This is a genomic window from Streptosporangium sp. H16 (assembly GCF_051918855.1).
Lineage (GTDB): Bacteria > Actinomycetota > Actinomycetes > Streptosporangiales > Streptosporangiaceae > Streptosporangium.
Genome location: NZ_JBPXMD010000004.1, coordinates 262,725 through 278,069, shown reverse-complemented (window position 1 = coordinate 278,069; position 15,345 = coordinate 262,725). Strand labels below are relative to the sequence as shown.

Below are 15,345 nucleotides of genomic sequence, written 5' to 3'. Positions count from 1 at the left end.
CATATCAATCAGAAACAACACTAAAGCACGATAAATCCGACAAAAACTGCTATAAACGGCCCCAGACGCGGCAACGGGGCGGCCCGGGGTGTCCTTTCGACACCCCGGGCCGCCCCGACGCTTGCGGCGCTCGCACGGGAGCGGGAAGAGGGCCCGGGCGACCCTTCGGACCGGTTCCGTCCCGTCGGCGGCGAGCGCGGATTGCCGTTGTCTACTGGGTGCCCGGACCCCTCCTGGGTCCAACCCCCCGCCCGGAAGGAGTGCCCCGCCTCGACGGACTGCCGGCCCTGCGCCTGGCTGTACGGACGGGGTGATCCCCCGTCACGGGCGCAGGAGACGGCGATGTCGAAAGGCGGCCGACCGGCCAGTCCCGTGCTGGACTGGGCAGCAAACTACCGAGCCCAGCGCAGATGTCAACCGTGTCACCAACTGCGGAAACATCAAGTTTTCGCAGCTGGGACATGATCGACGAGAGCCGTCAATGGTCTCATGTGATCCGATGTCTCTCAAGTCGAGCGAGCGCGCCGGGAAGCGGACCGTCGTGCACGACGCCAAGCCGCTGGGTGGCGCGGGTCAACGCCACGTAAAGGTCGCTCGCCCCGCGCGGGGACTCGCCCAGGATCAGCTCCGGTTCGACCACGACGACCGCGTCGAACTCCAGCCCCTTGGCCTCGGCGACGGTCAGCACCGCCACCTGCGCGTCCAGGGCCGCCGCCCCCGGCCCGGCCACCGCGCCGTCGACGGAGCGGACCACGATCTCCCCGAACTCCTCGGCACGTGACTCGGGGACGATCACGACGAGCCGGCCGCCCTCGACGACCTCGGCCTTGACGACCTCGCCGAGGGAGGCCGTCGGCGAGGTCGCCCACGGGTGCGACCCCGTCTCCCTGACCGAGGCCGGGGCGGTCAGCGCCGGGTCGACCAGGGTGAGCACGTCGGCGGCCACGGCCATCAGCTCGGCCGGGGTGCGGTAGTTGACGCTGAGGGTCTCCTCGCGCCAGCGCCCCGACACGTACGGGTCGAGGACCCTGCCCCAGGAACGCGCCCCGGCCGACGAACCGGTCTGGGCCAGGTCGCCGACGATCGTCATCGACCGCGTCGGGCAGCGGCGCATCAGCATCCGCCAGTCCATCGGCGACAGCTCCTGCGCCTCGTCGACGATGACGTGGCCGAAGGCCCAGGTGCGGTCGGCCGCCGCGCGCTCGGCGGTGGTCAGGAAGACGTCGTCGCCGAGGTGGCGGGCGGCGAACTTCTCGGCGTCCATGATGTCGGACAGGCCGGTCAGCTCCAGGACCTCCTTGGCGTAGGCGAGCTGGTGCTGCCGCTCGTCGAGCGCGGCGGCGCGCTGCGCCGCCTGCTCCTCCTCGGCCATCCAGGCCCCGGCCCGCAGCACCGCGGGGTCGATGTCGCCGAGCAGCTCGGCGGCCTCGTCCAGGAGCGGCACGTCGGACTCGGCCCACCAGTTCTCCCCCGTGCGGGGCGGCTCGCGCAGCATCAGCTCGCGCTCGGCCTCGCCGAACTCGGCGGCGGCGTGGTCGAGGCGCTCGCGGGAGGTGAACAGCCCGATCAGGAGCTGCTGCGGGGTGACGTAGGGCCACAGCCGGTTCAGGGCCGCCTTGACGGGCCGCTCGGTGCGCAGGTCCTCGCGGATGTCGGCCAGCTCGTCGTCGTCGATCATGCCCTTGCCGAGCTGCCTGGCGGCCTGCCGGGCGAGCGCGTTGAGCAGGTGGCGGACGAAGATCGCGCGGGCCTCGTTGTGCGCCCTCTTGGAGCGGGCGGCCCGGCTGCGGGCGGCCTCCAGGACGTTGCCCTCCAGCCGGAGGGTGTAGCGGTCGAGCTTGATCTCGATCGGCTTGCGCGGCACCCGCTGCCGCTCGCGCACGGCCCGCGCGACGACCTGGGCCATCCGGGCGTCGCCCTTGACCGCCGCCACCTCGGGGCGCTCCTTCCGGCCGGGGACGACCCCCGGGTACAGCTCGGAGACGGTCGACAGCAGCACGTCGGTCTCGCCCAGGGAGGGCAGCACCTGCTCGATGTAGCGCAGGAAGGTCAGGTTCGGCCCGAGGATGAGCACGCCCCTGCGGGCCAGCTTCTCCCGGTGGGTGTAGAGGAGGTAGGCGGCGCGGTGCAGCGCGACCACGGTCTTGCCGGTGCCGGGACCGCCCTGCACGACCAGCACCCCGCCCAGGTCGGAGCGGATGATGCGGTCCTGCTCGGACTGGATGGTGGCGACGATGTCGCGCATCCGGCCGGTGCGCTTGGCCCCCAGGGAGGCCAGCAGCGCGGCCTCCCCGTTGAGGGTGGCCACGTCCTCCTCGGTGAGGCTGTCGAGGTCAAGGAGATCGTCGTCGATCCCGATCACCGTGCGGCCCTTGGTCTGCAGGTGGCGGCGGCGGGTGACGCCCATCGAGGCCGCCGGGGTGGCGCCGTAGAAGGGCTGGGCCACCGGCGCCCGCCAGTCGATCAACATCCGGCGCTGGTCGTCGTCGGCCAGGCCGATGCGGCCTATGTAGAGTGAGGTGTCGTCGGCGTTGTCGAGCCGGCCGAAGCACAGGCCGTTCTCGACCGCCCACAGGCGGCCCAGGCGCTCGGCGTACATCCCGGCGAAGCTGTCACGCTCGGAGCGGTTCTGATGCGTGCCGCCACTTCCGCCCTGCGCGAGGACGCCGTCCAGCTGCCGCTGGGTGCGCTCGCGCAGCAGATCGAGCCGGGCATAAAGGCAGGAAACATACTCCTGCTCCCGGGTCAGCTCGATTTGACGGGTTGCCGTCGCTCCATTATCGTTGCTAGTAATGGGATACTCCGGGCCATTGCGCTGGTTGTTATGACAAACCATCACCTTAGCAGGTCCGTCGAGAAGTTTACCCGCCCCTCCGTCATCACAGCTTGATTGCGGCGCCCCCTGCCTGCTTGACGAAAATCTGCCGAGTTCCTTACATTCACTCGAAGTTAGGAAAGTTTCCTAACTTCGCGTCATCAGTGGATGCAAGGACGCACGCGGAGGACCAGTGACCCAGCCGACGCCCGGCACTCCCAGCCTGCTGCGCGCGATCAACGACCGCGCCGCCCTGCAGGCGCTGCTGGAGCGCGGCCCGCTGACCCGCCCGGAGATCGGCGCCCTCACCGGCCTGTCCAAGCCCACCGCCTCACAGCTTCTCATCCGCCTGCAGGAGGCGGGCCTGGTCGTGCTCGACGGCATCCGCGAGGGACTGCCCGGCCGCACCGCCGAGGTGTACCGGCTCAACCCCGCCGCCGCGCACGTCGCCGCGCTGGACGTCACCCGCGCGGGCATCGACGTCAGGGTCGCCGACATCACCGGCGCCGTGGTCGGCGAGCACCACCTGCCCAGTCCCGGCCGCTCCGGCGGCGACGCGCTGGAGCGGGTCCGGGCCGCGCTGGAGGGCGCCGGCGCCCCCGCGGCGCTGCGGCGCGTGGTCATCGGCGTGCAGGGCACGATCGACCCCGGCACCGGCAAGATGGCGTACGCCACCAGCAAGGACATGCCCGGCTGGCACATCCCGGACCTGGTCCGTACCCTCGGCGACGGCCTGGGCGTGCCGGTCGCCGTGGAGAACAACGTCAACCTCGTCGCCCAGGCCGAGCAGGCGCACGGCGTGGGCCGCGGCCACCGCGACTTCGTGCTGCTGTGGGCCGACGAGGGCCTCGGCGCCGCGCTGGTCCTCGGCGGGCGGCTGCACCGGGGCGCCACCGGCGGCGCGGGAGAGGTCGGCTACATGCCCACCCCCGGCGCGCCGACCGCCAGGGACACCGGCCGCTACGCCAACCACGGCTACCAGGCCCTCACCGGCGGCCCGGCGGTGCTCAAGATCCTCAGGTCGTACGGCGTGCGCGGCACCGCGCCCGCGCAGGCGGTGCTGAACGCCGTGCAGGCCTCGGCGTCCACCGGCAGGCGCGCCGACGACGCCCGCGCCGGGCTGCGCGACATCGCCTCCCGGATCGCCGTCGGGCTGGCCGCGATCACCTCCGTCGTCGACCCCGAGATCATCGTGCTGACCGGCGGGACCCTCCTCGCCGGCGGCGACACCCTGCGCGAGCTCGTCGAGCACGAGCTCCACGCGCTCACCATCCCCCGGCCCCCGCTGCTGCTGTCCACCGTCGAGGGCAATCCCGTCCTCGCCGGCGCGCTCGACCTCGCCCTCGCGACCGCGCGTGACGAGGTCTTCAGCTCCACCGTCCCCTCCTGACCCCCGCCGCCCCCGAACCCGCACAGGCCCCGAACCGTACGGACCGTACGGACCTCGCCCGACCCCGCTGGATCCCGCCCGGAACCCCGCCAGATTCCCCGCCCCCAGGAGGCAGCCGTCGTGCACCGACGCTTTCTCACCCTCGCCCTGGCCACCCTGACGGCCACCACCCTGACCGCCTGCACCGCGGGCACCGAGAGCGCGCCCGCGCTGGGCTCCCAGCCCAGACCGTCGGGCTCCGCCTCCGCGGCCCTGCCGGCCTCCGCCATCGAGCTGTGGCACGGGTTCTCCGCGCCCGCCGAGGTCAAGGCGTTCGAGGACGCCGTCGCGGGCTTCCGCACGAAGTTCCCCCAGATCACCGTCAAGCTGGTCAAGGGCGTGCAGGACGACCAGATCACCCAGGCGGTGCGCGGCGGGAAGGCGCCGGACGTCGCCTCCTCGTTCACCACCGACAACGTGGCCCAGTGGTGCCGCAGCGGAACGTTCCAGGACCTCACCTCGGTGATCGAACAGGACGGCATCGACCTGTCCGTGCTGCCGGAGGTCTCGCGCTCCTACACCGAGTACGAGGGCAAGCGGTGCGTGATGCCGCTGCTCGCCGACGCGTACGGGCTCTACTACAACAAGGCCCTGATGAAGGGCGAGCAGCCGCCCAAGACGCTCTCGGAGCTGACCGCGCTGACCAAGAAGCTCACCGTCCGCGACGCCGACGGGAACATCAAGGTCGCCGGGTTCGTCCCGAGCTTCCAGTACTACGAGAACTCCGCCTCGCACATGGGCCCGATGGTCGGCGCGACCTGGTACAAGCCGGACGGCACCTCGGCGGTCGGCTCCGACCCGGCGTGGAAGGAGCTGCTGCGCTGGCAGAAGGAGCTCGTCGACTGGTACGGGTACGACAAGCTGGAGAAGTTCCGCAAGAGCCTGGGCCAGGAGTGGTCGGCCGACCACCCCTTCCACAAGGGCAAGATCGCCATGATCCTGGACGGCGAGTGGCGCAACGCCATGCTCGCCAACGAGGCCGGGGACATCGACTACGGCACCGCGCCGCTCCCGGTCTCCGACACCAAGCCCGACCTGTACGGCAGCGGCTTCACCGCGGGCACCGTGATCGGCGTGCCCAAGGGCGCCAGGAACCCGCAGGCCGCCTGGGAGCTGGTCAAGTATCTGACCACCGACACCGCCGCGCTGGTCACGCTCTCCAACGCGCTGCGCAACGTGCCGACCACCAAGGCGTCGCTGGAGTCGCCCGACCTGAAGAAGGACGCGAACTTCCAGACCTTCCTCGACATCTTCGCCCACCCGAAGACGAGCACGGTCCCTGCCAACGTCAACAGCACCTTCAACCAGGACTCGCTGCAGGAGTTCCTGGTCAAGTGGGAGAACGGCTCGGCCACCGACCTCGACGCCGGGCTCGCCGCGGTCGACAAGCGCCTCGACGACAAGATGAAGCTCTCCGGGGGCTGATCCTCGATGAGCACCGTCCACGCCGCGCCGCCCAGGTGGCGGCGCGGCGAGGGCCTCAAGGCCCTCCTTTGGATGTCGCCCTGGCTAGTGGGGTTCGCGGTCTTCTTCGCCTACCCCCTCGCGGCGACGGTCTACTTCTCCTTCCACCGCTACGACCTGTTCACGCTGGAGTTCATCGGCCTGGACAACTACCGCTACTTCCTGGTGGACGACCGGGCCTGGGCCTCCGTCGGGAACACGCTGTGGCTGGTGGTCCTCATGGTCCCCGCCCAGGTGCTCTTCGGGCTGGGCGTGGCGTGGCTGCTCACCCGGCTCAAGGCGGGCATCGGCTTCTTCCGCACGGTGTTCTACCTGCCGTCGCTGATCCCGGTGGTGGCCGGCACGGTCTCCTTCGTGTTCCTGCTGAACCCCTCAGGGCCGCTCAACCAGCTCGTCGAGCTCTTCGGGATCGCCGCGCCCGACTGGTTCGGCGACAAGGACTGGTCCAAGCCCGGCCTGACCATGCTGGCCATGTGGGGCATCGGCAACACCATGATGATCTTCCTGGCGGCGCTGCTCGACGTGCCCAGGCACCTGTACGAGGCGGCGGCCATCGACGGGGCGGGCGCGTGGCGGCAGTTCAGGAGCATCACGCTGCCGACGATCTCGCCGGTGCTGATGTTCTCGACGGTCACCGGCGTCATCTACGCCCTGCAGTACTTCACCCAGGCGATGATCGCCTCCCGGGTCGCGGCGGGGGTCACCGACTCCCCCGGCAGCACCTTCGTGCCCGGCTACCCGGAGCTGTCGACGCTGACGCTGGCCCAGTGGCTGTTCCACGTGGGCTTCCGCGACTTCAGCATGGGCTACGCCTGCGTGCTGGCCCTGCTGCTGTTCGCCTTCTCCACGGTCTTCACCCTCATCCTGCTCCGCAGGTTCCGCGCGTTCGACGAAGGAGGCGACCGGTGACCGCTGTGGCCACGAGGCCCGCCGAGGCCTCCTCCCCCGGGCCGCGCCCCGCCGCGCGCGGCCCGCGCGTCCGGGTGATCCTGTACTGGATCGCCACCCACGCCCTCGCCGTCGCGCTGTCGCTGATGTTCGTCGGACCGCTGGTGTTCGTGGCGCTGACGGCCGTCATGAGCAACGACCAGGCGCTCACCGGCGACCTGTGGCCGCGCACCTGGAACTGGGCCAACTTCGCCGACGTGTTCGCCAGGTCACAGCTGCTGGCCTGGCTGGGCAACACGTTCCTGTACGCCGGGCTCGGCACCGCGTTCATGCTGCTGTCGTCGATCCCGGTGGCGTACGCGATGGCCCGCTTCCGCTTCCGGGGGCGCAGGCTGGCCTTCCTCGCGGTCATCACGATGATGATGCTGCCGCCCCAGGTCGTCGCGGTCCCCGTCTATCTCATCTGGGCGCGCCTGGACCTGACCGGCACGCTGTGGCCGCTGATCCTGCCGATGCTGCTCGGCGACGCCTTCTCCATCTTCCTGCTCCGGCAGTTCCTGGTCAGCATTCCCCGGGAGTACACCGAGGCCGCCAGGGTGGACGGCTGCTCGGACTTCCGGACCCTGATCAGGGTGGTCCTGCCGATGGCGCGCCCGGCGATAGCGGCGGTGGGCCTGTTCCAGTTCTTCTACTGCTGGAACGATTACTATGGTCCGCTGCTCTACGCCCACACGAACGAGGCGAACTGGACGCTCTCCCTCGGGCTGGCGTCCTTCCGGGCACTGCACAGCGTGCAGTGGAACCTCACCATGGCGGCGACGCTGCTCGTCATGGCCCCGGTGATCATTGTGTTCTTCTTCGCCCAGAAGGTCTTCATCGAGGGCGTCACGCTGACAGGAGTAAAAGGGTGAAACTCGCCGTTGTCGGGGGCGGCTCGACGTACACGCCGGAGCTGATCGACGGATTCGCGCGGCTGCGCGACGAGCTGCCGCTGACCGAGATCGCGCTGGTCGACCCGGACACCCACCGGCTGGAGCTGGTGTCCGGCATGGCGCGCCGGATGCTGGCGCGCGCCGGGCACCCGGCCACGGTCGTCGCGACCACCTCGGTCGAGGAGGGCGTCGCCGGGGCGCACGCGGTCCTGCTGCAGCTGCGCGTCGGCGGCCAGGCGGCGCGGAACGTGGACGAGACGCTGCCGCTGGAGTGCGGTTGCGTCGGCCAGGAGACGACCGGCGCGGGCGGGCTGGCCAAGGCGCTGCGCACGGTGCCGGTGGTGCTGGACATCGCCGAGAAGGTCAGGAGGCTCGCGCCGGACGCCTGGATCGTCGACTTCACCAACCCGGTCGGCATCGTCACCAGGGCGCTCCTTTCGGCCGGGCACCGGGCCATCGGCCTGTGCAACGTCGCCATCGGCTTCCAGCGCCGCTTCGCCGCGAACCTGGGCGTCGCCCCCGAGCGGATCTCGCTGGGCCACGTCGGCCTGAACCACCTCACCTGGGAGCGGGCCGTCCACCTGGACGGGGTGGACGTGCTGCCCAAGCTGCTGGAGAGCCACGCGGAGGAGATCGGCCGGGACGTCGGCCTGCCCGCCGCGCTCATCCGCCACCTGGGCGTGGTGCCCTCCTACTACCTGCGCTACTTCTACGAGCACGACCTGGTGGTGGAGGAGCAGCGGACCAAGCCGTCGCGCGCGGCCGAGGTCGCGGCGATGGAGAAGACCCTGCTGGAGCTGTACGCCGACCCGGCGGTGGACACCAAGCCCGAGCTGCTGGGCAAGCGCGGCGGGGCCTTCTACTCCGAGGCGGCGGTGGCGCTGATCGCCTCGCTGATCGGCGACCGCGGCGACACCCAGGTGGTCAACCTGCGCAACGACGGCACGCTGCCGTTCCTGCCCGACGAGGCGGTCATCGAGGTCCCGGCCACGATCACCTCGGCGGGCGCGGCCGCGCTGCCCGTCGCCCCGGTGGAGCCCCTCTTCGCCGGGCTCATCGCCCACGTCACGGCGTACGAGACGCTGGCGATCGAGGCCGCGCTGCACGGCGGCGAGGACCGCGTCGCCGACGCGCTGCTGGCCCACCCGCTGATCGGCCAGGCCTCGCTCTCCGGCGACCTGGCCAGGCGCCTGATCGAGGCCAACCGCGGGCACCTGTCCTGGGCGACCGCGTGAGAACGGTCCTGGCGGTCGACGGCGGAAACAGCAAGACCGACATCGCGCTGGTGGCCGAGGACGGCTCGGTCCTCGCCACCGGGCGCGGCGGCGCCTTCCAGCCCCAGGCCACGGGGGTGGGCGTCGCGATCGACGCGATCGGCGACACCGTGCGCGCCGCGCTCGGCCCCGGCGCGGCCACACCGTACGCCGACCACGTGGCCGCCTACGTGGCGGGCGCGGACCTGCCGGTGGAGGAGGAGGCGCTCCGCGCGGAGATCCTCTCCCGGGGGTACGGCGGGGAGGCGACCGTCGGCAACGACACCTTCGCGCTGCTGCGCGCCGGGGCCTCCGGGCCCGCGGGGGTGGCCGTGGTGTGCGGCGCGGGGATCAACGCGGTGGCGGTCTCCCCGTCGGGGGAGGTGGCGAGATATCCGGCGCTGGGGCGGCTCACCGGCGACTGGGGCGGCGGCCTCGGCCTCGGCGAGGAGACGCTCTGGCACGCGGTGCGCGCCGAGGACGGCCGGGGCCCGGCGAGCGCGCTGGCCGCCGCGGTCCGCGAGCACTTCGGCACCCGCACCGTCGAGGAGGTGTCCCTGGCCATCCATTTCGGCGAGCTGCCCTACGGCAGGCTGAACGAGCTGGTACCGGTGCTGATGGCGGTCGCGGCCCAGGGGGACGGGGTGGCCCGCTCGCTGGTGGCGCGGATGGCCGAGGAGGTCGTCGTGCTCGCGGTGGTCGCGATGCGCCGCCTGGACCTGCTCTCCGTCCCGATGGAGGTGGTCCTGGGCGGCGGCGTGCTCACCGCCCGCCACCCGCTCATGAGCGAGCTGCTGGAACGCGGCTTCGCCGGGAGCGCGCCGCAGGCCAAGCTGATCGTCGCCGACGTCGCGCCCATCATGGGCGCCGCCCTCCTGGGCCTGGACGCCCTCGGCGCCACCGAGGAGGCCAGGGCCCGGCTGCGGGCCCACTTCCGCCCCCGGACATGAGACCTCTGGACATGACCTCACGGGGATGACACTCCCCGGCATGACGGGGTGGCGTGACGGGCTGACATCGCGCCGCGCACAGCCCGCGTCTCACGGCGCGGGCCGCGGCGTGCGGGGAGCCCGAACGCTCAGGAGGCCGGGTGGGCGTCCGGCAGGGGAAGGAGCGTGGCCGCCGTGCTCTCGGTGAGCAGGGCGAGGAAGGCCCGGCCGAGGGCGTCGAACCCGGTACGAGCGTAGGCGGTGAGGACGCGGGTCACGGCGGGCCTCGGCCGGAGGATGTGGCCCTTGTACCCGCCGGGCACGATGTTGGCGGGGACGAGCGCGGGTCCGAGACCTGCAGCCGCGAGGGCTGGAGCCGATGCCGTCTGCTCGGTGCGCACCGCGATCCTGGGCCGGAACCCGGCCTCCGCGCAGGCGCGGTCCAGGATGTCGGCCAGGCCGTTGCCGGGGGCGTAGTGGACCCAGCGGCGGTCGCGCAGGTCGTGCAGGTCCACCGAGGTCGCCCCGCCGGACGCGAGGGGATCGCCGGAGGAGACGGCCACGACGAACTCCTCGGCACCGAGCGTGCGCACCGGCCCCGCCCAGGACGCGGGCCGGGGACCGACGGCGAGGTCGGCCTGCCCGCTCGCCATCGCCTCCGCCAGCTCGCCGGCGTGGCGGTGCTCGAAGAGCCTGACGTCGACCTCTGGATAGAGCCCGCTCCAGACGCGCAGCGCAGCGGGCAGCACGCCCAGGCTGATCGAGTAGACCGTCGCCAGCCGCAGCTCTCCCCCGGCCAGCCCGGCCGTCCGGCGTACGGCCGACAGGGCGCGGGCCGCGTCGGCCAGGGTGGCCCGCGCGTGCGGCAGCATCGCACGCCCGGCCGCCGTGAGGTGGATTGCCTTGGGCAGCCGTTCGAGCAGGCGCGCGCCGACCGTCCGCTCCAGAGCCTGGATCTGGTGCGACAGGGCCGGCTGGGTGACGTGGAGGGTCTCAGCGGCCCGTGTGAAGGAACCCTGGTCGACGATGGTCACCAGGTATTCGAGCTGTCGCAGGCTCAGCATGCGCAAAAATTATCAGAGCCTCATAAATCATGACTTTGGGCTATGTGGAGTGAGGTTCGGACGCGCTGGGCCATGACGTCCGCCATAAACAATGTTCATGGCCGCGACAAGAAACAAGCCTTGGACTCATGGGAGGAGAACCGCGCAGAATCGGATCGCACCGGCACGGGAGCGTGACCGCGCCGGCCCATCCGCATCGATCGGGGAGAAGAACGATGAGCACCCAGCCCAAGGTCGCCCTCGTCGTCGGGGCCCAGGGGGTGATCGGCCGCAACCTGGTCGACCACCTCGCCGCGCTCGGCGACTGGGACGTCATCGGCCTGTCACGCCGCGGCGGGGAGAGCACAGGCCGGGTCCGCCACATACGGGCCGACCTGCTCGACCGGGACGACTGCGCCAAGAAGCTCGGCGAGCTCGTCGACGTGACCCACATCTTCTACGCCGCCTACCAGGACCGGCCGACCTGGGCCGAGCTCGTCCCGCCCAACCTCGCCATGCTCGTCAACGTCGTCGACGCGGTCGAGCCGGTGGCGCCGGGCCTGCGGCACGTCAGCCTCATGCAGGGATACAAGGTCTACGGCGCGCACCTGGGCCCCTTCAAGACCCCGGCCCGCGAGAGCGACCCGCACCACATGCCGCCGGAGTTCAACGTCGACCAGCAGAACTTCCTCGAGGAGCGCCAGAAGGGCTCGGGGTGGACGTGGACCGCGATCCGCCCGTCGGTGGTGTGCGGCTTCGCCCTCGGCAACCCGATGAACCTGGCCATGGTTATCGCGGTGTACGGCGCCATCTCGAAGGAACTGGGCCTGCCGCTGCGCTTCCCCGGCAGGCCGGGGGCCTACGACACGTTGCTGGAGATGACCGACGCGGGACTGCTGGCGAGGGCGACCGTCTGGGCGGCGACCGACGAGCGCTGCGCCAACCAGGCGTTCAACGTCAACAACGGCGACCTCTTCCGCTGGAACGACATGTGGCCGAAGATCGCCGGATTCTTCGACCTGGAGGTGGCCCCTCCCCTGCCGATGTCGCTCGACGTCGTCATGGCGGACAAGGGCCCGCTCTGGAACTCCATGACCGAGAAGTACGGGCTGGAGCCGCACCCGTACGAGGACGTGTCCTCCTGGGCCTTCGGTGACGCCGTGTTCTCCTGGGACTACGACTTCTTCGCCGACGGTTCCAAGGCCCGGCGCTTCGGCTTCCACGAGTACGTCGATACCGAGGCGATGTTCCTGGACATCCTCGGCGACCTGCGCCGCCGCAGGATCATCCCCTGAGGGATCCGTCCCCCGAAAGCGGCCTCAAGGCTCGATCGACTCCGCGACCCGGGCGTAGACGGTCAGCAGGAGCTCCCAGAAGCGGCCCACGTCGAGGGAGGTGCCGACCAGGGCGTTGGGGGCGCGGCCCCGCAGGGCGAAGTCGGTCACGGTCATCCCGGCGGTGAAGCGGCCCGCCGTCTCGACGTCCACGACGGCGGGTTCGAGGGTGATCAGCGACGGGTCGATCAGGTGGGCGATCGCGCAGGCGTCGTGGATCGCGGGCCCGTCCTCGGCGGTGATCATGCCGTAGAACCGCACGCACGGCAGGAGCAGGTCGGCGCCGAGCCGGCCCATCGCCGCCATGCGCTCCGCCACCGCCAGCGTGGTCACGGCGCCGCGGCTCACGTCGAGACCGATCATGGTCACCGTCCAGCCCGCGCCGAAGACGACCGCGGCGGCCTCCGGGTCGGCGGCGATGTTGAACTCGGCCGCGGGAGAGAAGTTGCCCCGCGTGTAGGACCCACCGAGGATCGTGAGGCCCCGCGCCCAGCCGACGATCTCGGGCTCCCTGAGCACGGCGAGCGCCACGTTGGTCAGCGGGCCGATGGCGACCAGGGTCACCTCGCCCGGGTCGGCCCTGAGCGTCTCGATGATGAAGTCCGCGGCGTGCCCGGCGGCCGGCGGGAGCGACGCCGGGGGCAGCAGTGCGTCCCCGAGGCCCGAATCGCCGTGCACCCCGGCCGCGTTCACCCGGGGGCGCAGGAGCGCGCCCGCGCTGCCCGCGACGACCGGCACGCCGCCGAACCCCAGGAACTCGCGGAGCCGGAGCGCGTTGTCGGTGGTCCTGGCCAGCTCGACGTTGCCGCCGACCGTGGTGATCCCCAGGATCTCCAGCTCGGGGCTCCCGTGGGCGAGGACGAGCGCCAGCGCGTCGTCGATCCCCGGGTCGCAGTCGATGATGATCTTTCTGGGAGACACCCGTCCAGCTTGGAGCAATCACCTCTTTTCCGGCAAACCGGGAACGGCCTCCCGGGAAGGTGAGCGGTCGGCCACGCCGGGAAGACGCCGGCGCGGGCCCGTCACGCGCCCGCGGGGAGCATCCCCGGGACGGTCAGGCGCGCTCCTCGGGCCTCCCGGCGTCCTCGCCCGCCGGCTCCGGGGTGCGGTGCTCGTACGGCGTGCTGAGCACGACCGTGGTGCGGGTGGAGACGTTGGCGGCGGTGCGGATCTGGTTGAGCAGCTCCTCGAGCGCGATCGGCGAGGCCACCCGGACCTTGAGGATGTAGCTCTCGTCCCCGGCCACGCTGTGGCAGGCCTCGACGGCGCTCAGATGGGCCAGCCGCTCCGGGGCGTCGTCGGCGGCGGCCGGGTCTATCGGCTTGATGGAGACGAACGCGGTGAGCGAGAGCCCAATGGCGTCGTAGTCGACCAGCGCGGCGTATCCCCGCAGCACGCCGCGCTTCTCCAGCCGGCGCACCCGCTGATGCACCGCCGACACCGAGAGCCCGGTCTCCCTGGCGAGATCGGTGAAGCTCATCCGGCCATCCCTGGCCAGCAATGTGACGATACGGCGGTCGATCTCCTCCATCCGGTAAACGGTAACGGCATTCGGATACCGCGCGTACCGTCCGCGTGTCACGGCACGGTCCCAACCGCGATCTCCGCGGCGTCCTCCCGTCCGGCCTCGGTCTCAGCCTCGGCAGCCTCGGCCTCACCCTCGCCCTCCCGCTCCGGCGAGACGACCTCGGCGGGCAGCGTGATGACGAAGCGGGCTCCCCCGGTGTACTCGGTGTCCAGCCGGATCGTGCCGCCGTGCTGCTCCACGATCTTCCTGCAGAGCGCCAGGCCGATGCCGGTGCCCTCGTAGGCGTCCCGCTGGTGCAGCCGCTGGAAGATGACGAAGATCTTGTCGGCGAAGTTGGGGGAGATGCCGATGCCGTTGTCGGTCACGGTCATCCGCACCTCGCCGTCGAGCCGCTCGGACTCGATCCCGATCCGGGGCGCGCGGCCGGGGTCGCGGAACTTCAGGGAGTTGCCGATCAGGTTCTGCCAGAGCATCACGAACTGGGTCCGGTCCCCGACGACGGTGGGCAGGTCGCCGACCTCGATCTCGGCCCCGGACTCCTCCACCGCCGCGGAGAGGTTGACCAGGGCCCTGTCGACCACGTCGTTCAGGTCCATCTCGACGGGCTCCCTGCTGATCCGTCCCACCCGGGAGAAGGTGAGCAGCTCGTTGATGAGCACCTGCATGCGCTTGGCGCCGTCCACGGCGAAGTCGATGTAGGTGTTGGCCCTGTCGTCGAGCTGGGAGGCGTACCGCTGCTGGAGCATCTGGCAGAACGAGGCGATCTTCCGCAGCGGTTCCTGCAGGTCGTGCGAGGCCACGTAGGCGAACTGCTCCAGCTCCGCGTTGGAGCGCTTCAGCTCCTCGGCCTGGGCGGCGATCCGCAGCCGGGAGCCTCGGGCCTCCTCCAGCTCGGCGACGATGCGCCGGCGCATCGCCTCCATGTCGTCGGCCAGCTCGGCGAGGTCGGCGGGGCCGCCGGTGTCGACGTGGTGCGCGAAGTCTCCCATGGTGACCCGGCGGGAGGCCTCGCGCAGACGGGCCAGGGGGCCGAACACCCCGATCCTCAGCAGCACCGCCACCGTGACGATGGTGACCAGGAAGGCGGCCAGGATGCCGAAGAAGGTGGCGTTCCTGACCGTGCGGGCGACCTGCAGGTCGGCGCGGGCCAGCTCCCTCGCGCGGGCCCAGGCGGCGTTCTGGGCGTCGAGCGCCTTCCTGACCGCGTCGAAGGAGCGCTTGCTCTCCTCGGACTGCTCGGCGCTCACGCTCTCCGGGCCCTCGTCCCTGACCCTGGCGATCATCGGCTCCGCGTAGCGTGCCCGCCACTCGGCGGCCAGCCGTCCCACCTCGTCGAGTGCCCGCAGCGGTTCCGCGCCCGGTGCCAGCCGCTCGATCTGCGCCGACACCGTGATCTCGTCGCGCCGCCCGTCCACGTACGGCTGCAGGAACTCCTCCTTGCCGGTGATGACGAAGCCCCGCACCCCGGTCTCCTGGTTCAGCAGGGTCGCCTGCAGGCGCGCCGCCTGGATCCTGCCCACCGAGATGTGGTCGATCAGCCTGTTGGAGGCGGACGCCGCGTTCTGCAGGACCGTGGCGCCGACGATCGCCGACACCCCCAGCAGGATGGTCATGACGAGCAACACGACGTTGAACCACGTCTGCGCGCTCCAGCGGCTCTTGCGGGATCCGCTCGGAGGTGTCTCGGTGGTCATTCGGCCTCTCACTTCACGCGGTGTCCGTCCCGCCGT

Annotated in this window: 12 protein-coding genes; 7 read left to right on the top strand and 5 right to left on the bottom strand. The window is 71.3% G+C overall.

Annotation, left to right across the window (positions count from 1 at the left end):
- Positions 1–487: 487 nt before the first annotated feature.
- Positions 488–2,836: a HelD family protein gene (locus ACTOQ2_RS09315; RefSeq protein WP_440066220.1), complete on the bottom strand. Its 2,349-nt coding sequence runs from the start codon at positions 2,834–2,836 to the stop codon at positions 488–490.
- A 172-nt stretch (positions 2,837–3,008) separates the two neighbouring features.
- On the opposite strand from ACTOQ2_RS09315, the gene ACTOQ2_RS09310 reads away from it, so the two are divergent.
- The 6 genes from ACTOQ2_RS09310 (at position 3,009) to ACTOQ2_RS09285 (ending at position 9,731) form a co-directional block, all read left to right on the top strand.
- Positions 3,009–4,205, top strand: coding sequence for an ROK family protein (locus ACTOQ2_RS09310; RefSeq protein ID WP_440099253.1), 1,197 nt, complete (start codon positions 3,009–3,011; stop codon positions 4,203–4,205).
- A gap of 120 nt (positions 4,206–4,325) precedes the next feature.
- Complete coding sequence (locus tag ACTOQ2_RS09305) at positions 4,326–5,669, top strand: extracellular solute-binding protein (RefSeq protein WP_440099252.1); 1,344 nt, start codon at positions 4,326–4,328, stop codon at positions 5,667–5,669.
- Between the two features lie 6 nt (positions 5,670–5,675).
- A complete protein-coding gene (locus ACTOQ2_RS09300; RefSeq protein WP_440099251.1) occupies positions 5,676–6,617 on the top strand; it encodes a carbohydrate ABC transporter permease in 942 nt (313 codons plus the stop codon).
- A complete protein-coding gene (locus ACTOQ2_RS09295; protein ID WP_440099250.1) occupies positions 6,614–7,507 on the top strand; it encodes a carbohydrate ABC transporter permease in 894 nt (297 codons plus the stop codon). The genes ACTOQ2_RS09300 and ACTOQ2_RS09295 overlap by 4 nt, the downstream gene beginning before the upstream one ends.
- Positions 7,504–8,763, top strand: a complete 1,260-nt coding sequence (locus tag ACTOQ2_RS09290) for a 6-phospho-beta-glucosidase (protein WP_440099249.1) — start codon at positions 7,504–7,506, stop codon at positions 8,761–8,763. The genes ACTOQ2_RS09295 and ACTOQ2_RS09290 overlap by 4 nt, the downstream gene beginning before the upstream one ends.
- The gene (locus tag ACTOQ2_RS09285; protein ID WP_440099248.1) at positions 8,760–9,731 is read left to right on the top strand and encodes an N-acetylglucosamine kinase; all 972 of its coding nucleotides are present in this window, start codon (positions 8,760–8,762) and stop codon (positions 9,729–9,731) included. The genes ACTOQ2_RS09290 and ACTOQ2_RS09285 overlap by 4 nt, the downstream gene beginning before the upstream one ends.
- A gap of 128 nt (positions 9,732–9,859) precedes the next feature.
- Here the strand turns inward: ACTOQ2_RS09285 and ACTOQ2_RS09280 are convergent, their stop codons facing one another.
- On the bottom strand, positions 9,860–10,774 hold the full coding sequence (locus tag ACTOQ2_RS09280) for a LysR substrate-binding domain-containing protein (RefSeq protein WP_440099247.1): 915 nt from the start codon (positions 10,772–10,774) through the stop codon (positions 9,860–9,862).
- Positions 10,775–10,989: 215 nt separating this feature from the next.
- On the opposite strand from ACTOQ2_RS09280, the gene ACTOQ2_RS09275 reads away from it, so the two are divergent.
- Positions 10,990–12,048, top strand: coding sequence for an SDR family oxidoreductase (locus ACTOQ2_RS09275; RefSeq protein WP_440099246.1), 1,059 nt, complete (start codon positions 10,990–10,992; stop codon positions 12,046–12,048).
- Positions 12,049–12,072: 24 nt separating this feature from the next.
- Here ACTOQ2_RS09275 and ACTOQ2_RS09270 read toward each other — a convergent pair whose 3' ends face one another.
- The 3 genes from ACTOQ2_RS09270 to ACTOQ2_RS09260 all read right to left on the bottom strand — a co-directional run bounded on the left by ACTOQ2_RS09270 (position 12,073) and on the right by ACTOQ2_RS09260 (position 15,309).
- Complete coding sequence (locus tag ACTOQ2_RS09270; protein ID WP_440099245.1) at positions 12,073–13,008, bottom strand: nucleoside hydrolase; 936 nt, start codon at positions 13,006–13,008, stop codon at positions 12,073–12,075.
- A gap of 133 nt (positions 13,009–13,141) precedes the next feature.
- Positions 13,142–13,618: an Lrp/AsnC family transcriptional regulator gene (locus ACTOQ2_RS09265; RefSeq protein ID WP_440066203.1), complete on the bottom strand. Its 477-nt coding sequence runs from the start codon at positions 13,616–13,618 to the stop codon at positions 13,142–13,144.
- Between the two features lie 47 nt (positions 13,619–13,665).
- Complete coding sequence (locus tag ACTOQ2_RS09260) at positions 13,666–15,309, bottom strand: sensor histidine kinase (protein ID WP_440099244.1); 1,644 nt, start codon at positions 15,307–15,309, stop codon at positions 13,666–13,668.
- Positions 15,310–15,345: the final 36 nt, after the last annotated feature.